This window comes from Arthrobacter sp. TJ-217, from assembly GCF_058269255.1.
The window spans coordinates 30074-53552 of record NZ_JBZCNJ010000003.1 but is presented as its reverse complement, the minus strand read 5'-3'; the positions used below and the strand labels follow the sequence as shown (position 1 = coordinate 53552).

At 68.7% G+C, this 23479-nt stretch carries 24 protein-coding genes; 19 read left to right on the top strand and 5 right to left on the bottom strand.

Annotated elements, in window-relative coordinates; all coding sequences use genetic code 11:
• The first annotated feature begins 129 nt into the window (after positions 1-129).
• From def to rpe, 4 genes are read left to right on the top strand one after another with little or no spacing between them, the layout of a single operon-like run.
• Positions 130-741 (top strand): peptide deformylase, encoded by a 612-nt coding sequence (def, locus tag AC4D2R_RS06035; RefSeq protein WP_490938498.1) that lies wholly within the window; start codon positions 130-132, stop codon positions 739-741.
• A complete protein-coding gene (locus AC4D2R_RS06030; RefSeq protein WP_490938496.1) occupies positions 738-1694 on the top strand; it encodes a methionyl-tRNA formyltransferase in 957 nt (318 codons plus the stop codon). Before def ends, AC4D2R_RS06030 begins: the two co-directional genes overlap by 4 nt.
• Complete coding sequence (locus AC4D2R_RS06025; RefSeq protein WP_490938494.1) at positions 1691-3214, top strand: RsmB/NOP family class I SAM-dependent RNA methyltransferase; 1524 nt, start codon at positions 1691-1693, stop codon at positions 3212-3214. Before AC4D2R_RS06030 ends, AC4D2R_RS06025 begins: the two co-directional genes overlap by 4 nt.
• 59 nt (positions 3215-3273) lie before the next feature.
• Positions 3274-3939 (top strand): ribulose-phosphate 3-epimerase, encoded by a 666-nt coding sequence (gene rpe / locus AC4D2R_RS06020; protein WP_490938492.1) that lies wholly within the window; start codon positions 3274-3276, stop codon positions 3937-3939.
• A gap of 104 nt (positions 3940-4043) precedes the next feature.
• On the opposite strand, the gene AC4D2R_RS06015 is transcribed toward rpe, so the two are convergent.
• The gene (locus AC4D2R_RS06015; protein ID WP_490938490.1) at positions 4044-4715 is read right to left on the bottom strand and encodes an acVLRF1 family peptidyl-tRNA hydrolase; all 672 of its coding nucleotides are present in this window, start codon (positions 4713-4715) and stop codon (positions 4044-4046) included.
• Between the two features lie 223 nt (positions 4716-4938).
• Between AC4D2R_RS06015 and AC4D2R_RS06010 the strand changes: the two genes are divergently transcribed.
• From AC4D2R_RS06010 to AC4D2R_RS05940, 15 genes are all read left to right on the top strand, one after another.
• Complete coding sequence (locus AC4D2R_RS06010; RefSeq protein ID WP_490938487.1) at positions 4939-6360, top strand: replication-associated recombination protein A; 1422 nt, start codon at positions 4939-4941, stop codon at positions 6358-6360.
• Between the two features lie 222 nt (positions 6361-6582).
• Positions 6583-7209: a 30S ribosomal protein S4 gene (gene rpsD, locus AC4D2R_RS06005; RefSeq protein WP_307083131.1), complete on the top strand. Its 627-nt coding sequence runs from the start codon at positions 6583-6585 to the stop codon at positions 7207-7209.
• A gap of 155 nt (positions 7210-7364) precedes the next feature.
• Complete coding sequence (locus AC4D2R_RS06000) at positions 7365-7739, top strand: DUF948 domain-containing protein (protein ID WP_490938485.1); 375 nt, start codon at positions 7365-7367, stop codon at positions 7737-7739.
• A gap of 67 nt (positions 7740-7806) precedes the next feature.
• A complete protein-coding gene (locus tag AC4D2R_RS05995) occupies positions 7807-8067 on the top strand; it encodes a DUF6167 family protein (protein ID WP_490938483.1) in 261 nt (86 codons plus the stop codon).
• A 66-nt stretch (positions 8068-8133) separates the two neighbouring features.
• A complete protein-coding gene (gene alaS, locus AC4D2R_RS05990) occupies positions 8134-10812 on the top strand; it encodes an alanine--tRNA ligase (protein ID WP_490938481.1) in 2679 nt (892 codons plus the stop codon).
• Between the two features lie 12 nt (positions 10813-10824).
• A complete protein-coding gene (gene ruvX, locus AC4D2R_RS05985; protein ID WP_490938479.1) occupies positions 10825-11403 on the top strand; it encodes a Holliday junction resolvase RuvX in 579 nt (192 codons plus the stop codon).
• Between the two features lie 477 nt (positions 11404-11880).
• Positions 11881-12729, top strand: coding sequence for an endolytic transglycosylase MltG (mltG, locus tag AC4D2R_RS05980; RefSeq protein WP_490938477.1), 849 nt, complete (start codon positions 11881-11883; stop codon positions 12727-12729).
• 12 nt (positions 12730-12741) lie between these two features.
• Positions 12742-13644, top strand: coding sequence for a shikimate dehydrogenase family protein (locus tag AC4D2R_RS05975; protein ID WP_490938475.1), 903 nt, complete (start codon positions 12742-12744; stop codon positions 13642-13644).
• A 32-nt stretch (positions 13645-13676) separates the two neighbouring features.
• Complete coding sequence (gene aroC / locus AC4D2R_RS05970; protein ID WP_490938473.1) at positions 13677-14876, top strand: chorismate synthase; 1200 nt, start codon at positions 13677-13679, stop codon at positions 14874-14876.
• Positions 14876-15430: a shikimate kinase gene (locus tag AC4D2R_RS05965; protein ID WP_490938471.1), complete on the top strand. Its 555-nt coding sequence runs from the start codon at positions 14876-14878 to the stop codon at positions 15428-15430. Before aroC ends, AC4D2R_RS05965 begins: the two co-directional genes overlap by 1 nt.
• A complete protein-coding gene (aroB, locus tag AC4D2R_RS05960) occupies positions 15420-16511 on the top strand; it encodes a 3-dehydroquinate synthase (protein ID WP_490938469.1) in 1092 nt (363 codons plus the stop codon). The genes AC4D2R_RS05965 and aroB overlap by 11 nt, the downstream gene beginning before the upstream one ends.
• A 119-nt stretch (positions 16512-16630) precedes the next feature.
• Positions 16631-17194, top strand: a complete 564-nt coding sequence (gene efp / locus AC4D2R_RS05955) for an elongation factor P (protein WP_490938467.1) — start codon at positions 16631-16633, stop codon at positions 17192-17194.
• Positions 17191-17601, top strand: coding sequence for a transcription antitermination factor NusB (gene nusB, locus AC4D2R_RS05950; RefSeq protein ID WP_490900079.1), 411 nt, complete (start codon positions 17191-17193; stop codon positions 17599-17601). Before efp ends, nusB begins: the two co-directional genes overlap by 4 nt.
• 70 nt (positions 17602-17671) lie before the next feature.
• Positions 17672-17944, top strand: a complete 273-nt coding sequence (locus AC4D2R_RS05945; protein ID WP_490938465.1) for a hypothetical protein — start codon at positions 17672-17674, stop codon at positions 17942-17944.
• Between the two features lie 131 nt (positions 17945-18075).
• A complete protein-coding gene (locus AC4D2R_RS05940) occupies positions 18076-18774 on the top strand; it encodes a TetR/AcrR family transcriptional regulator (protein ID WP_490938463.1) in 699 nt (232 codons plus the stop codon).
• A 48-nt stretch (positions 18775-18822) separates the two neighbouring features.
• Here the strand turns inward: AC4D2R_RS05940 and AC4D2R_RS05935 are convergent, their stop codons facing one another.
• From AC4D2R_RS05935 to AC4D2R_RS05920, 4 genes are all read right to left on the bottom strand, one after another.
• A complete protein-coding gene (locus AC4D2R_RS05935; RefSeq protein ID WP_490938461.1) occupies positions 18823-20463 on the bottom strand; it encodes an ABC transporter permease in 1641 nt (546 codons plus the stop codon).
• Positions 20460-21374 (bottom strand): ABC transporter ATP-binding protein, encoded by a 915-nt coding sequence (locus AC4D2R_RS05930; RefSeq protein WP_490938459.1) that lies wholly within the window; start codon positions 21372-21374, stop codon positions 20460-20462. Before AC4D2R_RS05930 ends, AC4D2R_RS05935 begins: the two co-directional genes overlap by 4 nt.
• 94 nt (positions 21375-21468) lie before the next feature.
• On the bottom strand, positions 21469-22149 hold the full coding sequence (locus AC4D2R_RS05925) for a TetR/AcrR family transcriptional regulator (protein WP_490938457.1): 681 nt from the start codon (positions 22147-22149) through the stop codon (positions 21469-21471).
• A gap of 58 nt (positions 22150-22207) precedes the next feature.
• A complete protein-coding gene (locus AC4D2R_RS05920) occupies positions 22208-23461 on the bottom strand; it encodes a PrsW family intramembrane metalloprotease (protein ID WP_490938455.1) in 1254 nt (417 codons plus the stop codon).
• Positions 23462-23479: the final 18 nt, after the last annotated feature.

The window sequence follows — 23479 nt, the reverse complement described above, 5'->3', positions numbered from 1 at the left end:
ACTTCAGTGGCAGCGGGCCGGGGGAACCCTTCTCCGATCTAGAATGGCTTGAGGACCAGCCGGCCGTGAGGCCGGCACATCCACCGCGGCCCAGGTTCCGCGTTCCCCAGGTTAAGGATTTCCATCTCGATGGCTGTACTCAGTATCCGCATTATCGGAGACCCAATTCTGCGCACCCCCGCGGCCAAAGTCACCGACTTCGGCCCCGAGCTGGAAAAGCTGGTGGCGGACATGCGCGAAACCATGATCGACGTCCAAGGCGCGGGCCTTGCCGCCCCGCAGGTGGGCATCGGCCTCCAGGTCTTCACCTACCGCGTCGACGGGGTTGAAGGGCACATCGTCAACCCGGTTCTTGAGGTTGGAGACGAGATCCAGGGCGACCACGACGTCGAAGGATGCCTTTCGGTCCCCGGACTTGGGAACCACCTTCCCCGGGCGGAGTGGGCGCGGGTCACGGGACAGGACGCAACCGGCAATCCCGTGCAGGTCGAGGGAACGGGAATGCTGGCCCGGTGCTTCCAGCACGAAACCGACCACCTTCGGGGCACCCTCTACATCGACCGCCTCACCGGCGAGGACCGGAAGTCGGCAATGAGGGCCATCCGCAGCGCCGGCTACAACGAGGTCGCCGGACAGACCGAGGCGCAGCGCGCCAGGAGCCTTGGCTCAAGCTTCACCCGCCCCGCAGGGCACGGCGGTTCCGCCGACCGGCCCCGGAACCCGCAGGGCCGGTCCCTGTGAGGATCCTCTTCGCTGGAACTCCCACGGTCGCCGTTCCTTCACTCGATGCGCTTGCCCAGGCCGGGTTCGAGATCGCAGGCGTACTCACCCGCCGCGACGCGCCCGTCGGGCGGAAGAAGGTCATGGCTCCCAGCCCGGTGGCGGTGAGGGCCGCCGAACTGGGACTGCCGACCATCAAGGCCAACCGCTTCGACGACGCCCTGACGGCGCAGCTCGCCGACCTCCACCTCGATGCCGCAGCGATCGTCGCCTACGGGGGTATTGTTCCCGAAGCCGCGCTCGCCCTCCCGCGGCACGGATGGATCAACCTGCACTTCTCGCTCCTGCCGGCCTGGCGCGGTGCGGCGCCGGTGCAGCACGCAGTGCTCAACGGGGATGACATCACGGGAGCCTCGACCTTCCGGCTCGAGCGGGGCCTCGACACCGGGCCGGTCTTTGGAACGCTCACTGAGACGCTTTCGCCGTCGGACACCAGCGGCGAAGTGCTCGCCCGGCTGGCCGACAGCGGGTCGGTGCTTCTCGTCCAGACGCTCAGCGCCCTGGACCAGAGGCGCATCGACGCCGTTCCCCAACGCGGAGACGTCTCACTGGCGCCCAAACTGACAATTGACGATGCCCGCGTCGACTGGAGCCAACCGGCACTTGCCGTGCGGCGGAGGATCAACGCCGTGACCCCCGAGCCCGGGGCCTGGACGCTCCTGAACGGGCAGCGCATCAAGGTGGGGCCCGTGCGGACGGTGGAGTTCGAACCGGCCGGCTCCCAGCCCGGAAACGGGGCTTCAGTACGGGAGCTGGCGCCCGGGGAAGCGGCGCTCGAGGGCGGCAGCGTCCTGATCGGTACGGGGTCGGCCCCCGTTGTACTCGGTGAGCTGCAGCCGGCAGGTAAGAAAAGTATGGACGCCCGCGACTGGGCAAGGGGCGCCATGGCGCGCGGGAAGTTGGTTTTCGAATGAGTGCTGGGGAAGTCTCGGGGCAGCGCGGAGGACCGCCGCGGCGCCGCAATGAGAAGGGCCGCGAACGCAACCGCTCCGGCGAACGGAAATTCTCGCAGTCCGCGCCCTCGGAGCGGACCCGCCGGGCGGACCCTGCGCGGCTCGTGGCCTTCGAGGTGCTGCGCGCCGTCGCGGCCGACGACGCCTACGCGAACCTCGTGCTCCCTGCGAGTATCCGCAAGCACCGGCTCGACCGCCGCGATGCCGGCTTCGCCACCGAACTCGCCTACGGCGCACTGCGCGGGCAGGGAACCTACGACGCCGTGCTCGCCCGGTGCGTGGACCGGCCGCTCGACCAGCTCGACCCGGCGGTGCTCGACGCCCTCCGCCTCGGAGTTCACCAGCTGCTGGCCATGAGGGTTCCGGCCCACGCGGCCCTCGACCAGACCGTGGGCCTTGTCCGCGCCGTCATCGGTGCCGGGCCGGCCTCCCTGGTGAACGCCGTCCTGCGCAAGGTTTCGCAACGGACCTTCGCGGAGTGGATTGCCGAGCTCACAGCCGGCCAGGAGGACGCGGTCAAGGTCGCCTCGATCGCCCACAGCCACCCCGAGTGGATCATCCGCGCCCTCCGGCAGTCCCTTGCCGCGCACGGACGCGATCCGGCCGAGATCGACCAGCTCCTCGAGGCGGACAACGCCGCCCCCGTGGTGAACCTCGTGGCCCTGCCCGGGCTCGGATCCCTGGATGAGGCGCTTGAGGCGGGCGCCGAGCCCGGACAGCTCGCCGAGGGATCGGCCTACTTCGCAGGCGGCGACATCGGCCGGCTCGCCGGAGTCCGTGAAGGGACCCTGCGCGTTCAGGACGCCGGATCCCAGCTCGTGGCCCGCGCCCTGGCAGCCGTAACGCTCGGCGGTGGCGGCTCCGCAGGTGAAGCCCCGGCCCACGAGCGCTGGCTCGACCTCTGCGCCGGTCCGGGTGGGAAGTCCGCCCTGCTCGCCGCCCTCGCGCAGCCGGCCGGGGCCACCCTTGTGGCAAACGAACCGGTTCCGCACCGCGCGCAGCTCGTGCGCAACGCGCTGCGGCCCGTGAACAGTGAAACCTGGACCGTGCGCGTCGGCGACGGACGCGAGATCGGCCAGGAGGACCCGGAAAGCTTCGACCGCGTGCTTGTCGACGCGCCGTGTACCGGCCTGGGCGCCCTCCGCCGCAGGCCCGAGGCGCGCTGGCGGCGCTCGCCCTCCGACCTCGTCGCGCTCGCCCCGCTGCAGCGCGGCCTGCTCGAATCGGCGCTCGACGCGGTGCGGCCAGGCGGCGTCGTCGCCTACGTCACCTGCTCCCCGCACCACGCCGAGACTTCTGCGGTGGTTGAGGACGTGTTGCGGAAGCGCAAGGACCTTGAGCTCCTCGACGCCGGCGCGGCACTCGACGCGGTGAGCATCGGCGGACCGCTCTCCGCCGGCCACGGCCAAACAGCCCAGCTGTGGCCGCACGTGCACGGCACCGACGCCATGTTCCTCGCCCTGATCCGCAAACCCGCCTGACCGGAACCGACCCTCGCCCGCGAGGACCGGTTCGCCCGCCACCGACCCGAAGGACCGCCATGGGAGCCTGCTCCATCAACCCCAGCATTCTTTCCGCCGATTTCGTGAACCTGCAGTGTGAGCTCGAACGCATCGCCACCGCCGACGCCGTGCACGTCGATGTCATGGACAACCACTTCGTGCCGAACCTGACCCTGGGACAGCCGGTGGTGAAGCGCATCCGGGAGGTCAGCCCGCTGCCCCTGGACGTGCACCTGATGATTGAAGACGCCGACCGGTGGGCGCCGGCCTACGCCGAACTGGGGGCCCAGTCGGTGACGTTCCACGCCGAGGCGGCAACGGCACCGGTGCGGCTCGCCCGGGAACTGCGGTCCGGCGGCGCCCGCGCCGGAATGGCACTGCGGCCGGCCACGCCCGTCGAGCCCTACCTCGATATGCTCGGTGAACTGGACATGCTGCTGATCATGACGGTGGAGCCGGGATTCGGGGGCCAGTCATTCCTTGAGCTCACCCTGCCGAAGATTCGAAAGGCAGCCCGGGCGATCGGCGACGCTTCCCTTCCCGTGCGGGTCCAGGTTGACGGCGGCGTCACCGAGGAAACCATCATGCGGGCGGCCGAAGCCGGGGCAACCGTCTTTGTTGCGGGATCCTCCGTGTACGGGGCCGATGACGCTGCGGAGGCCATCGGCCGGCTGCGGCGCGCTGCCGAATCGGCGCAGCCCTAGGCAGGAGTTCCGAAAGGCTGATCACGGTTAGCCGCTGGCGGCGCACCGGTGACTGTGCCGGGGCGGGCCCGTCCGCGCAGGCCTGAGGCGGGCACGCAGGCGGTTCACCCGGGCGGGCCGGCCAGCGGCGGCGCGTCGGTGATGGTGATGCGCACCGACATCGCGTCGGCGGCGGTCCGGCGCAGCACTTCGAGGCGCGGGTCGGGAACGGTTATGAACTGCAGCATCGGAAGGGCCACGTAGCGCGCAAGACCGGGCTGGTGGAGCGCCTCGAGGGCGAGCTGCCGGTCGCCGCCAAGCTGCAGGCAGTCGACGGGATGCCCCGCCCAGACCGCGGCCGCCTGCTCCGCGGCCGTTGAAACGAGCGCGGAGGCCTGGTTGGCCCTTCGCCGCGCGAACCGCTGCTGCGACCAGCCGCCGGCCGCTGTGCGCGACTGAACGTACCGTGTTCCCGTCTTCGTCGCGAGGAGCGACCCGCCCCGCGCTGCACCGACCGAATAGCCGCCGCGGCGCACCAGGAGCAGTCCCACGGTGCGGGGCGCCGACGCCGTGAGGGCCAGTGACTCAAGGGATGCCGGAGCGGTGGCCGGGGTGCCGGTCAGCGGGGGAGTGAGCACCGCGCGGCAGCTGTTCGCTGCCGTGAGCACCAGGCTCCCCTCGGGTTCATTCCCACCACCTCCTGCCGCTGCGGTGTAGCCGCCGTTGCGCTCGGCGAACCGTTCAACCCACCCCGCCAGGCGTTGCCCCGGGACAAGGACCCTTCGTGTATCAGCCATCGGGCCCTTTCCTCTGCGCCGGTTGAGCGGACGTGGCTGCCTTGGCCCAGGTCCTGGGTCCGACTTCGGCCCGCAGGCCGGTCGGTCCCGGAGTCATCCCCAGCCCGGTTCCGTCCCGGCGTCATCTTCAACCCAGCCCGTAAATGTCAGGGCTGGCGTGGGCGCCCTGCGGCCACGGGCGCCGGCGCTGCCGGTGTCCGTGCTACACAGTAGCCTTGGCGGTGTGAATGATCTATTCAGCGTGGACATGGAGGACCCGTCAGGTTCCGATGACTCCACGGTGCCGGCGGACCGCCAGGGACGTTCCGGGGCCGGCACTCCGGCGCAGCGCCCCCGCAGCCCGCTCGCCGTGAGAATGCGTCCGCGGTCCCTCGACGAAGTGGTGGGCCAGCAGCACCTCCTGGGCCCGGGCTCTCCGCTCAGGACCCTCGCGGGCGACGCCGCCGCCGGAGGGCCGGCCGGGCCGTCGTCGGTCATCCTCTGGGGCCCGCCAGGCACCGGCAAGACGACCCTCGCCCACGTGATCGCGCGGGGGCAGGGCCGGCAGTTCGTTGAACTTTCCGCAATCACCGCGGGCGTGAAGGATGTCCGCCGGGTCATGGACGAGGCCCTCACCGCACGCGACCTCTACCGCAGGACCACTGTCCTCTTCCTCGACGAGATCCACCGGTTCAACAAGGCCCAGCAGGACGCCCTGCTGCCGGGCGTGGAGAACCGCTGGGTTGTCCTCATTGCCGCAACAACCGAGAACCCTTCCTTCTCCGTCGTTTCACCGCTGCTCTCACGCTCGCTGCTCCAGACCCTGCGGCCGCTCACGGAGGCCGACATTGCAGGGCTGCTCACCCGTGCCGCGGCCGACGAGCGCGGGCTGGCCGGCACGGTCACCGTGAGCGAGGAAGCCCTCGCGCACCTCGTGCGCCTTGCCGCCGGCGACGCCCGCCGGGGCCTGACCGCCCTTGAGGCCGCGGCGGGAGTAGCCACCTCGGCGCAGCAGGAACCGGACGGGCCGGTGATCGTTGAGCTCGAGCACGCTGAAAAAGCGCTCGACGTCGCCGCCCTGCGGTACGACCGGGCCGGGGACCAGCACTACGACGTCGCAAGCGCCTTCATCAAGACCCTTCGCGGATCCGACGTCGACGCCGCGCTCCACTACCTCGCCCGGATGCTCGAGGCGGGGGAGGACCCGCGCTTCGTCGCGCGGCGCCTGATGATTTCGGCATCGGAGGATGTGGGCATGGCCGATCCCACCGCGCTTCAGACGGCCGTGGCGGCGGCCCAGGCGGTGCAGCTTGTTGGAATGCCCGAGGCACGGATCATCCTCGCCGAGGCGGTCGTCCACATCGCGACGGCGCCGAAGTCGAACGCCGCCTACAACGGGATCAACGCTGCCGTTGCAGACGTCCGCGCCGGACGCGGCCAGGGCATCCCTGCCCACCTGCGCGACGCCCACTACCCCGGCGCCTCCCAGCTCGGCCACGGCAGGGGGTACATCTACTCCCACGATGAACCGCACGGAATCGCGGCCCAGCAGTACGCGCCCGACGACCTCGTGGGCAAGGACTACTACAAGCCGACCGACCGCGGCGCCGAGCGCGACATCGGCACGCGGCTCGCCAGGCTCCGGCGCATCCTGCGTGGCAAGTAAGCGCCTCCGGGGACTGCTAAGATAGCTGGTTGACTGGCAAGTAGCGCTGCGCTTGTGCCCATCCCCTCGGTTACCGGAGGGTCGGGCTGTGCGCTCCGCTGACTGTAGTACCGGGACGCGGCTACTCCCGGCTCTCCGCAAGAGGAGGCCAGCAACACAAAGAAAGTGCCCGGACGCGGAAGCGGCCCAGGCTCTTTGCCGCAGAAACAGTGAAAGGTAAACGTGGCTAACAACACACGTGCCCGCCGGAAGGTCCGCATTTCGCGTGCCCTCGGCATTGCTCTGACCCCCAAGGCCGAGAAGTACCTCGAGCGCCGGCCGTACGCGCCCGGACAGCACGGACGCGCCCGCCGCAAGCAGGACAGCGACTACGCCGTACGCCTGCGCGAAAAGCAGCGTCTGCGCGCCCAGTACGGTATCCGCGAAGCGCAGATGACCCGCGTGTTCGAGGAAGCCCGCCGCACCGCGGGCCTGACCGGTGAGAACCTCATCGAGCTGCTCGAAATGCGTCTCGATGCCCTCGTGCTCCGTGCCGGCTTCGCCCGCACCATCGCCCAGGCCCGCCAGCTTGTTGTGCACCGCCACATCATGGTTGACGGAGCCCGCGTTGACCGCCCGTCGTTCCGCGTCGCCGAAGGCCAGCTCATCCACGTCCACTCCCGCAGCGAGACCATGGTCCCGCTGCAGGTTGCTGCAGCAGGCGCCCACCGCGACGTCCTGCCCGCAGTCCCGGGCTACCTCGACGTTCAGCTCGACAAGCTCCAGGCCCGCCTGGTCCGCCGCCCCAAGCGCTCCGAGGTCCCCGTGACCTGCGAAGAGCAGCTCGTGGTCGAGTACTACGCACGCTAACCCGTGCGCCGGCGGAGGAATCCGCCGGACCTAACTGAACAGCTTGGCTCAATAGCCCGCGGCGAACGCCGCGGGCTATTGAGTAGGTAAGGTACATAGAGAAACCGGCCGCCCCATGGCGGCCCCCCATTTTCCCTGTCTTAAGGAGACCGAACATGTCCGGTGGAGATATTGCTGGCCTCATTGCCGCCGGAGTGTTCGCCGTGCTCGTCGCCCTGCTGGCCATCCCCGTGTGGAAGCTTGGCAAGGTGTTCGACGAACTGCGCGCGGCAATCCGCACGGTGAGTGACGAGACAACGCCCCTGATCGCCGAAGTGACAAGCACCGTAGGCACAACACACCAGCAGCTGAAGAACGTCGACGGGATCACCTCGAACGTCTCGGATGCCTCCGCCAACATCTCGGCCCTCTCATCGCTTTTCGCCGCGACGCTCGGCGCGCCCCTGATCAAGGTCGCCGCGTTCTCCTACGGCGTGCGCTCGGCCTTCGCCGGACGCAAGTCACCGGTCCGGCGCCGCCGCAGCCGCTGACACCTTCGACGCCGGTCCGAGACAGGCCGGCGGTTATCCGACCAGAGCACCGCCCGAGGAGGCACCCATGATTAGAAGAGCCCTGTGGATGGCAGCAGGTGTTGCCATCGGTGTTCTCGCCGTGCGCAAGGTCTCGGCCGCCAAGTCCGCGATCGGCCCCCAGGGGATCAACCGTGCCGTCGGTGAACTTTCCGACAGCATCGCCGACTTTGCCGACGCGCTGCGCTCCGGCATGCTCGAGCGCGAGTCGGACCTGCGCGCCGCACTCGGGATCGCAGCCGACGAACCCGCTGCGCCGTCGTCCGCAGCGAGCGCCGTCCGCCGCTGAGCCGGCTCCCGCGAACCGGAGCCCCCGCCCGCATTCCCCCGCCTGACGAGAAGGATCTCCACCCCCATGAAGTCCCACGAGATTGCAAGCCGCTGGCTGAGCTACTTCGAAAAGAACGGCCACACCGTCGTGCCGTCGGCGTCGCTCGTCTCCAGCGACCCCTCGCTGCTCTTCACCGTGGCCGGCATGGTGCCGTTCATTCCGTACCTCACCGCCCGCGAGCAGGCGCCCTACGACCGCGCCACGAGCGTCCAGAAGTGCATCCGCACCGCCGACATCGAAGAGGTCGGCAAGACCGCACGCCACGGCACGTTCTTCCAGATGGCCGGCAACTTCTCCTTCGGTGACTACTTCAAGAAGGACGCCATCGCGATGGCGTGGGAACTGCTCACCTCCGGCGTCGACCAGGGCGGTTACGGCCTGCCGCCGGAGAAGCTGTGGATCACCGTCTATCACGAGGACGACGAAGCCCTTGCCATCTGGCGCGACGAGGTCGGCGTGCCGGCCGACCGGATCCAGAAGCTGGGCAAGAAGGACAACTACTGGTCAACCGGCCAGCCCGGCCCGGCCGGCCCCTGCTCGGAGATCTTCTACGACCGCGGACCGGAGTACGGCGCCGAAGGCGGGCCCGAGGCCGACGACTCCCGGTACGTGGAGATCTGGAACCTGGTCTTCATGCAGTACCAGCGCGGCGAGGGAACCAGCAAGGACGACTTCGAGATCCTCGGTGAGCTGCCCAAGAAGAACATCGATACGGGCCTCGGCCTCGAGCGCCTCGCGATGATCCTGCAGAACGTCGAGAACATGTACGAGACCGACCAGGTCCGCCCCGTCCTCGACAAGGCGGCCGAACTGAGCGGCCGCGAATACACCAGCGCCGAATCGGACGACGACCCGCACCACACCGACGACGTCCGGATGCGCGTAGTCGCCGACCACATCCGCTCCGCGCTCATGCTGATCGCCGACGGCGTTTCCCCCTCGAACGAGGGCCGCGGGTACGTGCTGCGCCGGCTGATCCGCCGCGCCGTGCGCGCCATGCGCCTGCTCGGCGTCGAGAAGGCCTGCCTGCCGGACCTGCTCCCGGTCTCGCGGGACGCCATGAAGGGCGTCTATCCGGAGGTCGAACAGGACTTCGCACGGATCAGCCGCATCGCGTACGCCGAGGAGAAGGCGTTCCTGCGCACCATCGCCTCAGGCACCGCGCGCCTCGAGGAGGCAGTCAAGGAATCCAAGGCCGCCAACCGGCCGCTTTCGGGCTCGGATGCCTTCGCCCTGCATGACACGTACGGTTTCCCCATCGACCTCACCCTCGAGATGGCGGAGGAGGCCGGACTCGCCGTCGACGCCGAGGGTTTCCGCTCGCTCATGCTCGAGCAGCGCCAGCGTGCTCAGGCCGACGCCCGCGGCAAGAAGGCCGGCCACGCCGACCTTTCGGTGTTCAACGACATCCTCGCGGCCGGGGAGACCATTTTCACCGGTTACGAGGAACTCACCACCGACGGCGTGGTCACCGGACTGCTGCGCAACGGACAGGCATCTCCCGTCGCCACCCAGGGTGAGGAGATTGAACTCGTCCTGGACCGCACCCCCTTCTACGCCGAATCGGGCGGCCAGGCCGCCGACGTCGGCCTGATCACCGGCGACGGGTTCGTCGTCGAGGTCCTTGATGTGCAGCGCCCCGTGAAGGGCCTCAACGTGCACAAGGCCGTCGTGCGGGAAGGTGAAATCACGCGCGGTGCTGCCGTCACCTCTGCCGTCGACCGCCAGCGCCGTAACGCGGGGGAGCAGGCCCACTCGGGAACCCACATCGTCCACGCTGCGCTGCACCAGATCCTCGGCCCCGAAGCCACCCAGCGCGGATCCTTCAACAAGGCCGGCTACCTCCGCTTCGACTTCGCCTGGGGCGAGGGGATCAGCGCCGCAGCCAAGAGCGAGATCGAGGAGGTTTCGAACCTCGCCATCCGCAGCAACCACACCGTCGAAACCAAGATCATGCCCCTGGCCGAAGCCAAGGCGCTCGGGGCGATGGCCCTCTTCGGTGAGGCGTACGGCGACAAGGTGCGGGTCGTGGAGATCAACGGAGACTGGTCCCGTGAACTGTGCGGCGGAACGCACGTCGATTCAACGTCGCTCATCGGATCATTGACGCTGCTCGGGGAGCAGTCGGTGGGTTCGGGAAACCGCCGCGTCGAGGCCCTCGTGGGCATGGACGCCTTCCGCCACCTCGCGGCCGAGCGCGCGCTCGTCACCGAGCTCTCTGAAATGCTTAAGGTTCCCTCGAACCAGCTCCCCGAACGGCTTTCCCTGACCCTGCAGAAGCTCAAGACCGCCGAGAAGGAACTTGAGCGGCTGCGCAACGAACAGCTCACCGCGGCAGCGGCTTCACTCGTCGACACGGCGGTTGACGTCGACGGGGTGCGCCTTATTGCCCACGACGCCGGAGCGGTCGGCGGCGCTGACGCCCTTCGGACGCTCGCCCTCGACCTGCGCGGACGCCTCGGCTCCGCTCCCGCCGTCGTCGCCGCCGCGGGCACCTCCAACGGGCGCCCGCTGATCCTCGTCGCAACCAACGAGGCGGCGCGCGCCGAAGGAGTCAAGGCAGGGGCGCTAGTGCGCACCGCGGCCGGAGTGCTCGGCGGCGGCGGAGGCGGGAAGGACGACGTCGCCCAGGGCGGCGGAGCCGACCCGGAAAAGGTGTCCGACGCCCTCGCAGCGATCCGCGCCGCAGTAGCGGCGCGCTGACCGGGCCGTCCCATGCCAGGAGACCACCCCGCGGGCCCGAAGCTGGGCGTCGACGTCGGCATGGTGCGGGTAGGGCTGGCCGGCAGCGACCGTGACGGCGTCCTCGCAACCCCCATCCGGACCCTGAAACGGGACGCCAAGAGGAACAGCGACATCCGGGTCCTCGTCGAGGAGGCCCGCGAACGCGGGGCCGTCGAGGTGTTCGTCGGGCTGCCCCGCCAGCTCAGCGGGCGGGAAGCGGAGTCGGCCGCGATGGCCCGCGGCTACGCCCAACTGGTGGCCGACGCCCTCCAGGCCGCCGGCACGGACATCCCGGTTCGGCTCATCGACGAGCGGCTCAGCACCGTTTCGGCACACCGATCGTTGCGTCAGGCTGGATTGAGCAGCCGGGAACATCGTAAGGTAGTTGATCAGGTGGCTGCGGTTGAAATACTCCAGCATGCCATCGACATGCAACGTTCACTCGGACGGGACGTGGGGGAGCATGTCACCGCGCGTCAGCACAGCACACCTTCGGTTCCCTTGTTGGCCTCAATGGAGGAACCCGTCATTTCGGATAGCACATTGAGTGGGAAGGACCAGGAACTGTGAGTTCCCGTTACCCGCAGTCCCCGGCAGCCCATGACCCGGATGACCGGCACGCGGAAGGCGTCACCTATGAAGAGGAGCCTACGCTGGCTGAGCCGGTCGAGCAGTTTTTCCAGAACCAGGAATTGAGCCGCCGCGACCGGAACCGGAGGCCCTCCAAGTCCCGGCAGCGGCGCCGCCGCCGCCGGACCGTCGTCATGCTCGTCGTCGTCCTCGTCTTCGCCGGCGTTGTCTTCGGTGCCGCGATGATGCTGCGCGACGTCCTCGGACTCAATGACGTCAAGGACTACCCCGGGCCGGGAACCGAGGAAGTGGTCTTCACCGTCGCCGAAGGCGCCGGCCCCCTTTCCATTGGCGAGGGCCTTGAGGCGGCAGACATCGTGGCTGACTCCGGGGTGTTCGTTTCGGCGCTCCAGGGCAAACTCGAGGGCAGGGAAGTGCAGCCAGGCGACTACGAGATGNCTTGAGGCGGCAGACATCGTGGCTGACTCCGGGGTGTTCGTTTCGGCGCTCCAGGGCAAACTCGAGGGCAGGGAAGTGCAGCCAGGCGACTACGAGATACGCCAGCAGATGTCTTCCGCCGACGCCGCCGCGGCGCTCCTCGACAGCGAATCGACGATGGTCTCCTACGCCGCCGTGGCCCGCGACCTGCGCCAGGGCGAAGTGTTCGCGATCCTCGCCGAGTCGACGGGCCTGCCTGCCGCCGAGTTCGAGGCGCTCAGCGCCAAGCCCGAGCAGTTCGGCCTGCCCAAGCAGGCACGCAGCCTTGAAGGGTACCTCCACCCGGGCGAATACCGGTTCGACGTCGAGGCAACCGCTCCGGAAATCATCAAGGAAATGGTCGCCAGGACCTTCGCCCAGCTCGAAGAGGACGGCATCACCGATCCCGCCGAGCAGTACCGCATCCTCACGATCGCGAGCATCATCCAGGCCGAAGCCGGAGAAGCCGATTATGCGTCGGTGGCCGGATCGATCATGAACCGGCTGAAGCCGGACAACACCGAAACCTCGGGCCTGATCCAGTCCGATGCGACGGTGACCTACGGGCTCAACCGCAAGAGCTACGACATCACGCCGGAGGAAAAGGCGGACAAGAAGAACCCGTACAACACCTACGCGAACCCGGGCCTGCCGGTCGGACCGATCGGTTCCCCCAGCGAGGAGGCAATCGACGCAGCCGTCTCGCCGGCGGACGTGCCGTACTACTACTGGGTGACCGTCGACCTCGACACCGGGGAGACGAAGTTCTCAGAAACCCTCGCCGAGCACGCCCGTTACGTGGCCGAGTACCAGGCGTGGTGCGCCGACAACGCCGGACGCTGCGAGTAGGGGCCGCACCGGATGGGGAACGCCACCGGGGCGCCGGCCGCCCGGGCGGCGGTGATCGGGCACCCGATCGCCCATTCCAAGTCCCCGCTGCTCCACGCCGCCGCCTATGACGCCCTGGGCGTCGACTGCGACTACACGGCGCGTGACGTGGCACCTGAGGATCTGGACCGCTTCGTGTCCTCGCTCAGGAGCGAGGACGGGTGGCGCGGGCTTTCGGTGACAATGCCGCACAAGGCGGCGGTCGCCGCAGCCACCGACTCGAACTCCGAGCTGGTGGAAACCCTCGGCGTGCTCAACACCGTCACTTTCAGCGGCGGCCCCGGAGCCGTGCGGCTCACCGGTCACAACACCGACGTCGCGGGTGTGGCGGGCGCGCTGCGCCACGCTGGTGCCGGCGTGCCGCGCGAGGCCGTCATTCTCGGCGGCGGCGGGACAGCCGCCGCGGCGGTCGCGGGCCTGCGCGACCTGGGCGCGCGGAGCGCGAGGGTCTACGTCCGCCGGGACGGCGCCGCGGAAGACCTCGAGCGCATTGGCTCCCGCCTCGGCATCCACGTCACCGGCCACCCCTGGGACGGCGCGGTGGAGGGGATCCGGGCCGCCGACGTCGTCATTTCCACCCTTCCACCGCACGCCGCGGACCCCCTTGCACGCTCCCTCGCCGCATCGCTTGGGGCCGCGCCGGCCGACCGGGTGGCCGGCACACCGCCGCGGCTGCTGCTTGACGTCGCCTACGACCCGTGGCCGAGCGAGCTCGCCACGGCGTGGTCGCGTGCCGGAGGGCTCACCGTCCCTGGCCTTGAAATGCTCCTGTACCAGGCGGTCGAACAGGTTCTCCTGTTCTTCCCCGAGGTTCCCGCCCTCGATGAAGGGGTCATAAACCGCATGTGTGACGCAGTCGGCGCACCCCGGCGCTGAACCGGTCCCCGCCGCATGGCAGTATTGGAGACATGTTGCGTTGGTTGACGGCCGGGGAATCCCACGGCCCCGCTGGAGTTGGAATCCTTGAAGGCATGCCCGCCGGAGTACCGGTGACCACTGCCGATATACAAGCGGCCCTGGCGCGCCGACGCCTGGGCTATGGTCGCGGTGCCCGGATGAAGTTCGAGCAGGACACGGTGAGGCTGCTCGGCGGAATCCGCCACGGGCTTACCCAGGGCGGGCCCATCGCCATCGAGGTCGCCAACTCGGAATGGCCCAAATGGGAACGTGTCATGTCCGCCGACCCTGTCGATCCCGACGAACTCGAATCCCTCGCCCGCAACGCCCCGCTCACCCGGCCGCGCCCGGGCCACGCCGACTTCACCGGCATGCAGAAGTACGGGTTCGGCGAGGCCCGCCCGGTCCTCGAAAGGGCAAGCGCCCGCGAGACCGCAACCCGGGTGGCCCTCGGCACCGTTGCCGCACGGTTCCTCGGGGAACTCGGAGTGCACATGGTGAGCCACACGGTCTCGATCGCCTCGGTGTCGCTGCCCACGAACTCCCCGGTGCCCCTACCCTCCGACGTGTTCGCCCTCGACCAGGACCCCCTGCGCTGCTTCGACCGCGACACCTCCGAAGCCATGGTCGCCGAGGTGGACGCGGCCCACAAGGACGGCGAAACCCTCGGCGGCGTCGTCGAAGTTGTCGTGTACGGCCTTCCGCCGGGACTTGGCAGCTATGTCCACTGGGACCGCCGGCTCGACTCGCGTCTGGCTGCAGCGCTCATGGGCATCCAGGCCATCAAGGGTGTCGAGATCGGTGACGGGTTCCTTACCGCCTCCCGCCGCGGAACCGTTGCCCACGACGAGATCCTGCGCAACGACTCGGGCCGGATCGTGCGCGGGACGAACCGCGCCGGCGGAATAGAAGGCGGAATGAGCATCGGCGACACGCTGCGCGTGCGTGCGGCGATGAAACCGATCGCCACCGTTCCACGCGCCCTCTCCACGATCGATGTGAGCACCGGCGAATCGGCAAAGGCCCACCACCAGCGCTCGGACGTCTGCGCCGTCCCCGCCGCGGGCGTCGTCGCCGAGGCGATGACCGCCCTCGTGCTCGCCGAAGCCGTCACCGAGAAGTTCGGCGGCGACTCACTTGGCGAAACGGCGAGGAACCTCAAGAGCTACCTCGACAACATCCCCGAGTCCCTAGGGTCGGCTGCCTACTGATGCCCTCTCCAACGCGTCGCTTCGTGTTCACGGGGCCAATGGCGACGGGGAAATCCGCTGTGGGGCGGGCCGTCGCGGCCCGGCACGGAATGACCTTCATCGACACCGACCGCAGGATCACCGAACGGCACGGCCCGATCCCCGGGATCTTCGAGCGCGGCGGCGAGGAACTGTTCCGGCGGATCGAGGCGGACATCGTGCGCGAAGTGCTCGACACCGACGCCGGCGCGCTCGTTGTCTCGCTCGGCGGGGGAGCGGTCCTCGACGCCGGCACGCGGTCGCTGCTGCGCGCCGAGTGCGTGATCCTGCTCGACGCCGACCTCGCGACGGTGCTGCCACGGATCCGCGGCGGATCCTCGCGGCCCATGCTCAGCGGCGACCCCGGCCGGCGCTGGACCGACCTTTACGCCCAACGACACCCTCTCTACCTCGAGGTCGCCGACATCGTCGTCGACACCCGCGGACGCACCCTGCGGCGCGTCATCGCCGCGGTGGAAGAGCTTCTTGACCTGAACGAAGACCCAATGAAAAGGACGCCCGGACATGGCACCTGAGCCCACGATCATCCCGGTAACCGGGACCACCCCCGAGGCCGCCTACGACGTCGTCGTGGGCCGCGGGCTCCTCGGCCGGCTCCCCGGAATCCTTGGCGAGCGGGTGCGCCGGGTGCTGGTCATCCACCCCCGGGCGCTGCGGGCGACCGGTGACACGGTGCGAGCCGAACTCGCCGACGCCGGGTTCACCGCGGTCACGGCGGAAATCCCCGACGCCGAGGAGGGCAAGCACATCCAGGTGGCTGCCTTTTGCTGGCAGGTCCTCGGCCAGAACGACTTCACCCGCTCGGACGCCGTCGTCACCGTTGGCGGTGGCGCCGTGACCGACCTGGGCGGCTTCGTCGCCGCCACCTGGCTGCGCGGGGTCAAGGTTGTGCACCTTCCCACCAGCCTGCTGGCCATGGTCGACGCCGCGGTCGGAGGCAAGACCGGCATCAACACGGCCGAGGGCAAGAACCTCGTCGGCGCCTTCCACCCGCCGGCCGCAGTGCTGGCCGACCTCGACGCGCTCGACACCCTCCCGAAGAACGAACTCGTCACCGGCATGGCCGAAGTCGTGAAATCCGGATTCATCGCCGATCCGGTCATCCTCGACCTCATCGAGGCGGACACCGAGGCCGTTTCCGACGCCCGTTCCGAGACCGTGCGGGAACTGATCGAGCGGAGCATCGCCGTGAAGGCCGCGATCGTCTCGGAGGACCTGCGCGAATCGGGACGGCGGGAGCACCTCAACTACGGCCACACGCTCGGCCACGCCATCGAACTCGCCGAGCGGTACTCCTGGCGCCACGGGGCCGCCGTGTCCGTGGGCCTTGTCTTCGCCGCCGAACTCTCCCGCATGGTGGGCCGGCTCAACGACACCGACGCCGACCGGCACCGCACCATCCTCGAATCCCTGGGTCTTCCGGTCACCTACCGCAGGGACCGCTGGGCTGCCCTGCTCGATGGAATGCGCCGCGACAAGAAATCGCGCGGCGACCTGCTGCGCTTCGTGGTGCTCGACGGCATCGCCCGGCCGGGCATGCTCGAAGTCCCGGACACGTCGCTCCTGTTTGCCGCCTACCAGGAAATCGCTTCTTAAGGGCCTTCCAGCGACGCATTGCGCCCAGAGGGTAGACTTGTCTCTGGACTTTCACCGGACTGCCCCGTGCCTGAGGCCAGACGCAGCCCTCCATTTCTCCGATCGACGAAAGTGAACCTGTGGCGACCACGAACGACATCAAGAACGGCACCGTGCTCAAGCTCGAGGGCAACCTCTGGAACGTGCTCGAGTTCCAGCACGTCAAGCCGGGCAAGGGTGGTGCGTTCGTGCGCACCAAGATGCGCAACGTCCTCTCGGGCAAGGTGGTGGACAAGACGTTCAACGCCGGCCTGAAGATCGAGACGGCAACGGTCGACCGCCGTGACTACCAGTACCTGTACAAGGACGGCGAAGACTTCGTCTTCATGGACACCACGGACTACGACCAGATCACCGTGCCTGGCAAGACCGTCGGCGACGCCGAGAACTTCATGCTCGAAAGCCAGATGGTGACCATCGCCATGCACGAAGGTTCGGCCCTCTACATCGAGCTGCCGCCGTCCGTCGTCCTCGAAATCACCTACACCGAGCCGGGCCTGCAGGGCGACCGCTCCACCGGCGGAACGAAGCCGGCCACCGTCGAAACCGGCCACGAAATCCAGGTTCCGCTGTTCCTGGTCACCGGCACCAAGGTCAAGGTCGACACCCGCACCGGCGATTACCTGGGACGCGTCAACGAGTGAGTGCACGCAGCAAGGCCCGACGCCGGGCGCTGGATATTCTGTTCGAGGCCGAGCAGCGCTCGGTCACCCCGGTCGAGGTGATCAAGGCCCGCCGGGAAAAGACGGACATGATCATCGCCGACTACTCGGTCGACGTCGTTGAGGGAGTGCTCTCGCACGCGGAGGAGATCGACGAGTACCTCAGCACCTACTCGCAGGGCTGGACCCTTGACCGGATGCCTGCCGTCGACCGCATGATCCTGCGCATCGGCACCTGGGAGCTGCTGTTCAACGACGACGTCCCGGACGGCGTGGCAGTGAGCGAAGCGGTTGAGCTTGCCAAGATCCTCTCAACCGACGAATCGCCCGTGTTCATCAACGGACTGCTGGGCAGGCTTCAGCAGCTCAAGCCGACGCTGCTCGCCTAGGCGCTGAGCGGGCAACACGGCGCGCGGGAGAATTTCCGGCGGCTGCCCGCGACGTATGAGAGGCTGAGCCATGGCCACAGTCGACCAGCAGCCCTCTGCCACAGCCGCGCCTTCCGGGGCCGCCGATCTGGAGAGGGCCCGTCACCGAATGGTGCAGGCGGTCCTGACCGCCCGACTCGACTGCGAGAACGCTGAACCGAACGCCGATCCCGGGCGCTACGCCGAGGCGCAACTGCGCCTCTCCGCAGCAGTACGGAGCCTTGAGCAGATCGACGAGCGCCTCCACGAGGAGCGGCTGCTGCGGCTGCAGGGGGCCTCGGACGGCGTTCTCGAGTTTTCCTGAACCCACGCCTGCCGTACAAGCGCGGTGCTTGGCCGGGTCATGCAGTTCACCCCACGTGGCAGGTGCGGGCGCCCGGGTGTAGGCTCCACGGCTACAAGCGTTGGATAGCGAAGAAGGCCTGAGGTTGTCTGATGAGCGCAGACAGCGATGCGGTGGACAGTCCGGTCGCCGGTTCGGGCGGGCCCGGTCTTCGGGTGGTGCCGCGCAGCCGGGCCGATCCAGCCCATCCGCTGATCGCCTCGCACGAGGCCGAGGTGCGGCTGCGGGTCCTCAAGGCCGCACGCGTCCTGATCGACCGGCGAACGTACGACGCCGTCACAATTGATGCGGTTGCGAGGGCATCCGGGGTGAGCAAATCAACCCTGTATCGGTACTGGCCGTCGCGTCAGCTGCTGGTGCTCGAAGCATTCACCTACAAGACGAACCTCCTGACCAACGTCGACGACACCGGCGATGTTGCACGGGACCTGCATGCCTACCTTGTCGCCTTGACCTACTGCCTCAGGGTCGGCGGGGCCGCATCGACGGTCGCCAACCTGCTGGCCGAAGCGATCCGCAGCGAGGAGTTCGCGGCCCAGTTCAAGCAGACGCTGCTGCGGGAACGACGCCAGGGGTTCCTGGCGATCCTGCACCGGGGACGGGGCCGTGGACAGATCCGCGACGACGTCGACCTTGTCGTGGTGATCGACGCCGTCTACGGAGCCGTCCACCACCGGCTCATTGCCACCGGGCAGCACATTGACGGGCCGTTCCTGCGGAACCTCACCCGCTTCGCAATCGACGGGACGGCGACCCCGGAATACCTGGAGAGCTACCGGACACGGAAGTGAGTTCGGCCGTCACGCGGGACGGCGGCCCGGAGTGCCGGTCCCGCTGCCTCACGCATTGAGGTCGCGCCTCCTCAGCGCCGCCGCGGCGGTGCCCACCAGGACAGCTGCCAGGAGTGCCATCCAGGCCAGCGGCACCGGATCGAAAGCCTCGCCCGGCACCTGCGGCACCAGTCCGAACGGTTCGGCCTCAAGCATGAACTCCGGAAGGTTGAGCACCGTGCCGTAAAGGCCGGTGAGCAGCGAGAGGACAACGACCGCCCACACCCACCAGGTGCCCGCGGCGAGCCCGTAGGCGAGTGCCGCGAGCCCGGCGAAGCACACGACCAGCGGCAGGTAGGCGAGCGATGAGGCGGTGAGCTCCCAGGTGAGCGGCTCCCCGGAGCTGAGCGAGGCACCGGCGCCGAGCCCGAAGCCCGACGCCACAAGCAGGAGCACCCCCGAAGCCACGGTCACGAGCAGCGAGCTCAGGAGCACACGCGTGCGCCCTGCTCCGGCGGCGAGCAGGAGCGCCGTGCGTCCCTCGGACTCCTCCTTGCGGAGCCTGCCCACGCCCACCACCGCCTGGACCGCGACGGCCATGGCGAAGTACTTCAGGAACGCGGCGAGAGCGCCGCGGAGGACGTCACCGCCGTCGACGCCACCGATCACCTCGGCGAGCTGGGGCTGGGACTCGAAGCTCTTGACGATGGAACGGGCCATCGTGCCGGTCAGGAAGGCGAAAACGAAGAGGCCGGTGCACCAGCTGGTGATGCTGCCCCGCTCGAGCCGGGCTAGGAGGCCTGCCGGACCGGTGAGGAACCGGGTGCCTTCGCGGCGTCCGGGCCGGGCGGCGATGAGGCCTTCACCTATGTCGCGCCGGGCTGCCAAAAGATAGGCGGCTACGACGAACACGGCGGAGAGGCCCAGGCACAGCAGCAGGGGCCACCACCGCAGCTCGACAAAGGCCCGGGTCTGCTGAACCCAGCCGATGGGCGAGGCCCAGGACAGCGCACTCCCACCGAGCTGCCGGGCATCACCGATCCCGCGGAGGAGGAAGGCGGCCCCGATTACTGTGCCGGCCATCCCTGTGGCCGTTCTGGCGCTTGCGGAAAGCTGCGCGGTGACGGCCGCCGCCGCCCCGAACACGACCCCGGCGAGTCCGACACCCAGCGCGAGGGCCGCCGAGTCCACCGGCCGCAGGCCGTTGGCGGCCATCGCCGCGAACAGCGCTACCGCAACGGCCAGGTTGGCTCCGGCCAGGACGGCAAGTGCCACCGTCAGCTGGGCATGGTGGCCGACGATACCGGCCCGGACGAGCTCGGCGCGCCCGGTTTCCTCCTCCGCCCGGGTATGCCGGACGACAAGGAACACCGACATGAGCCCGACCGCGATGGCGAGCATTCCCGCCACTTCGTTGGCAAGCATGGTTCCGAGCGTGTAGTTCTCGAGGCCGTAGCCCGGGCCGGAAAGGAGGGCCCCCGCCGGGTCCTTCATGATCGCAGCGCGTGTCTGGAGCGCCTCCGCGCTTCCGTAGGCGAGCGGGATGACGGCTCCAAAGTAGCCGACGACGCCTCCCACGCAGAGCGCCCATACGGGGATGCGCACCCGTTCGCGGCGCACGGCGAAGCGGATCAGCCGCACCGCTCCGGTCAGCGGGCCGGGATCGGCAGCGGAGCGGTGGGCAGCAGCGCGGGAGACGGCGCGGCTCACCGCGTGCTCCCTGCCACCGGCGCCGAGCCACCCACGCCGTAGTGGTGGACGAACAACTCCTCGAGCGTGGGCGGGGTGGTGGTCAGGGCCGTGATGCCCAGCGGCAGCAGGTGCTCAAGCACGCCGGGGAGTGCGTCGTTCTCAACGGTGAAATGCACCCGGTCTCCCTCGCGCTGAACGTCATGGACCCCTCGAAGCAGCGCAACGCTTGTAGCGTCGCCGTCGCAGGTCACCGAAACCGCCGCGCGGGCCAGGTGCCGCATCTCGCTGAGTGTTCCCGACTGCACCGTGCGGCCCTGCCTGATGATCGTCACCTTGTCGCACAGCGCTTCGACCTCGGCCAGGATGTGGCTCGACAACAGCACCGTCCGGCCATGCGCGGCGGCCTCGCGGATGCACTCCTGGAAAACCCGTTCCATCAGCGGGTCGAGGCCGGAGGTCGGCTCGTCGAGGATCAGCAGTTCGACGTCGCTGGCCAGCGCCGCGACGAGCGCCACCTTCTGCCGGTTGCCCTTGGAGTAGGAGCGGGTCTTCTTCGACGGATCGAGCTCGAACCGGAGCAGCAGCTCGTCCCGGCGCCTCCGGTCGGCCCCGCCGCGCAGGCCAAGGAGGAGATCGATCGCCTCGCCGCCGGTGATTTTGGGCCAGAGATTCACCTCTCCGGGTACGTAGGAAAGGCGGCGGTGCAGGTTCACCGCCCTAGCCCACGGGTCCTCCCCAAACAACAGGGCAGTGCCAGCATCGGCCCTGAGTGCCCCGAGCAGCACCCGGATCGTCGTCGATTTCCCCGCACCGTTGGGGCCGAGGAATCCGTGGACCTCGCCGGCCTCAAGCCTCAGGTCGAGCGCATCGAGCGCACGGACCGCCCCGAAATTCTTGGTGAGTTGCTGTACTTCAACGACTGGAGGCATCGCCAGCTCCTGAAGGAAAGGAAAAAAATGAGGGAGGTGGATCGCCAGGTAGGCGATGGGGCGGCAGCTTCATCCGCCAGCGCCGCGCAGCCGTCTAGGGGGCGGGTTCTTCCGGCGGCGGATGCGGCAGCCGCGCCAGGTAAGCCTGAAGCATTGAGCGGTCTGCCAGCAGACCCTGCGAATACAGTTCCAGGGCGGGCACCGCGTTGCGGGCGAGGTAGCCCCGGAACGTTTGAGTGAAATCAGCCGACGGACCCGGCGCGTCGAGGTTCAGGTCGAGGAGCATCGCTCCGAACCCCTGCACTGTCAGATAGCGGGCGCGTGCCTTCTCATCCACGGAGGGAAGGATGGTTCCAGCACTGACCCCCGCGGAGATCCACGCCTCGGCGTCCTCCGTGAAATGGTCAAGGAAGGCTCTGGCGCCCTGCCCGCCCTCCTGAAGGCAGCGCAGGGCGTAGGCAGCCAACGGTGCCGATTCCTCAAGGGCGGCCAGATCGAGCAGGCGTTCGGAGGGCCCGCCGGGAGCAACGGCTTCTCGCTTGTAGTCCCGGATCCGGCCCAGGACATAGTCGTCGCAGGCAGCCCGCAGCCCGTCCTTGGACCCGAAGTGGTGAAGGATAAGTCCCGGGCTGACGCCTGTCTCGCGGGCTATGGCCCTGACGCTCACCTTGAAGCCATCGCGCCCGAACAGCAGCACGGCGACGTCCCTGAGCCGTGCCCGGCTCGTCCGGTCATCAGTGGCCGCTTCCACCCGCCCCGCCTGTGCTGAACACATGTTCAGTATTTTAAACGGTTGTTCACCCGGTGCCAAGAGGCATTGGGACCGGTAGGAGCTACCGCCTTCCCGAGGTGATCGAAAAGATCCGCGCGCGGTGGAACGCCGCCTGGTCGAGAAGGCTCCGCTCTTCCTGAACCGCGTCCCGTGCTGCGCCGCGGCCGCTGAGAATGCGCTGCCGTGTGAAGGCCAGCCGTGCCGCCGTCGTGATGAACGCGGCCATCTCCGCACCGGCGCCCACGCTTCCGGCCCACGACAGCGCCTGCCGGCGTCCGGGGCGGGTGGCGAGCATGTGGACCTCCTGCGGGCTGAACCATCCGGCCGACGCATAGTCGCCAAGCCGGGATTCGGTAAGTCGGCGCTCGGCCCGGCGCAGCATCAGAACGAAGAGGACAGCCGCGATGAACAGCGGCACCTGGACGAACAGGTAGAACGAGAAGAAATCGTCGAACAGCAGAACGGTCCCGCCGTTCCAGAGCATGTGCCCGGCGATCGCGGGGAGCAGGCCGAGGACGAAGGCCGGAAGGATCCGCCCGGCACCCCCTCCGCGGCTCACAGCGAGTCCCAGCACGAACCCGAGCGCCGCGGTGAACATGACGTGGGCGAACGGCGAAAACAGGCCCCGCAGCACGAAGACCCCAACCAGCCCGCCCAGGCTTCCCGACTCCTGGACCGCCGAACTGAAGTAGAGGATGTTCTCGGTGAACGCGAAGCCGGCGGCCACCGTTCCCGAATAGACGATTCCGTCGACAGGCCCGTCGAAGTGGCTCCGGCGGGAGAAGACGAGGATGAGCACGCCCAGGCCCTTGGCGAATTCCTCGACCAGCGGCGCCTGCAGCACCGGCCCGATGATATTGGTGTCGGTTGAGTTCAGGGCCGCGCCAAGCAGCCCCACAACGTAGCTTCCCAGCAGCAGGGTCACCAGCACCGAAACCCCGGCGCCCCACAGGAAGGCGAACCACAGGGCGCCGCGCGGTTCGGGATCCCACCGGTCGATCCAGCGGAGGCCCAGCACGCAGATGCCCAGCGGAATAAGGGCCAGGACCGCGCAGACCACCAGCGCCGTCGTCCCGAGCGAGAGGGAAAGGAACCAGACCAGCGCGGCAAGCACGAACCCGGCGACAATGATGAGGGCGATGTTCAGGGCGCCGGGCCCGCGCCGCACGGGTGCCTTCCACACCGGAGCAAGTGCCTCGGGGGAATTGTGCGGCGGCCCGGGCTGCCCGGGATGGGTTGTGGAACGCTCCCACCAGTCGTTCCTCTGAAACTGATCTGTGCCCGAGCGGGCTTCCAACGGGTCATTCATCGACATAGGAACACCCTATTCGGC

What these genes read in the sequence shown, in the direction of transcription:
- def (WP_490938498.1), top strand. Translation starts at nt 130, where the DNA reads ATGGCTGTACTCAGTATCCGCATTATCGGAGACCCAATTCTGCGCACC.
- AC4D2R_RS06025 (WP_490938494.1), top strand. Translation starts at nt 1,691, where the DNA reads ATGAGTGCTGGGGAAGTCTCGGGGCAGCGCGGAGGACCGCCGCGGCGC.
- rpe (WP_490938492.1), top strand. Translation starts at nt 3,274, where the DNA reads ATGGGAGCCTGCTCCATCAACCCCAGCATTCTTTCCGCCGATTTCGTG.
- AC4D2R_RS06015 (WP_490938490.1), bottom strand. Translation starts at nt 4,715, where the DNA reads ATGGCTGATACACGAAGGGTCCTTGTCCCGGGGCAACGCCTGGCGGGG.
- AC4D2R_RS06000 (WP_490938485.1), top strand. Translation starts at nt 7,365, where the DNA reads ATGTCCGGTGGAGATATTGCTGGCCTCATTGCCGCCGGAGTGTTCGCC.
- AC4D2R_RS05995 (WP_490938483.1), top strand. Translation starts at nt 7,807, where the DNA reads ATGATTAGAAGAGCCCTGTGGATGGCAGCAGGTGTTGCCATCGGTGTT.
- alaS (WP_490938481.1), top strand. Translation starts at nt 8,134, where the DNA reads ATGAAGTCCCACGAGATTGCAAGCCGCTGGCTGAGCTACTTCGAAAAG.
- ruvX (WP_490938479.1), top strand. Translation starts at nt 10,825, where the DNA reads ATGCCAGGAGACCACCCCGCGGGCCCGAAGCTGGGCGTCGACGTCGGC.
- AC4D2R_RS05975 (WP_490938475.1), top strand. Translation starts at nt 12,742, where the DNA reads ATGGGGAACGCCACCGGGGCGCCGGCCGCCCGGGCGGCGGTGATCGGG.
- aroC (WP_490938473.1), top strand. Translation starts at nt 13,677, where the DNA reads ATGTTGCGTTGGTTGACGGCCGGGGAATCCCACGGCCCCGCTGGAGTT.
- AC4D2R_RS05965 (WP_490938471.1), top strand. Translation starts at nt 14,876, where the DNA reads ATGCCCTCTCCAACGCGTCGCTTCGTGTTCACGGGGCCAATGGCGACG.
- aroB (WP_490938469.1), top strand. Translation starts at nt 15,420, where the DNA reads ATGGCACCTGAGCCCACGATCATCCCGGTAACCGGGACCACCCCCGAG.
- AC4D2R_RS05945 (WP_490938465.1), top strand. Translation starts at nt 17,672, where the DNA reads ATGGCCACAGTCGACCAGCAGCCCTCTGCCACAGCCGCGCCTTCCGGG.
- AC4D2R_RS05940 (WP_490938463.1), top strand. Translation starts at nt 18,076, where the DNA reads ATGAGCGCAGACAGCGATGCGGTGGACAGTCCGGTCGCCGGTTCGGGC.
- AC4D2R_RS05930 (WP_490938459.1), bottom strand. Translation starts at nt 21,374, where the DNA reads ATGCCTCCAGTCGTTGAAGTACAGCAACTCACCAAGAATTTCGGGGCG.
- AC4D2R_RS05925 (WP_490938457.1), bottom strand. Translation starts at nt 22,149, where the DNA reads ATGTGTTCAGCACAGGCGGGGCGGGTGGAAGCGGCCACTGATGACCGG.
- AC4D2R_RS05920 (WP_490938455.1), bottom strand. Translation starts at nt 23,461, where the DNA reads ATGTCGATGAATGACCCGTTGGAAGCCCGCTCGGGCACAGATCAGTTT.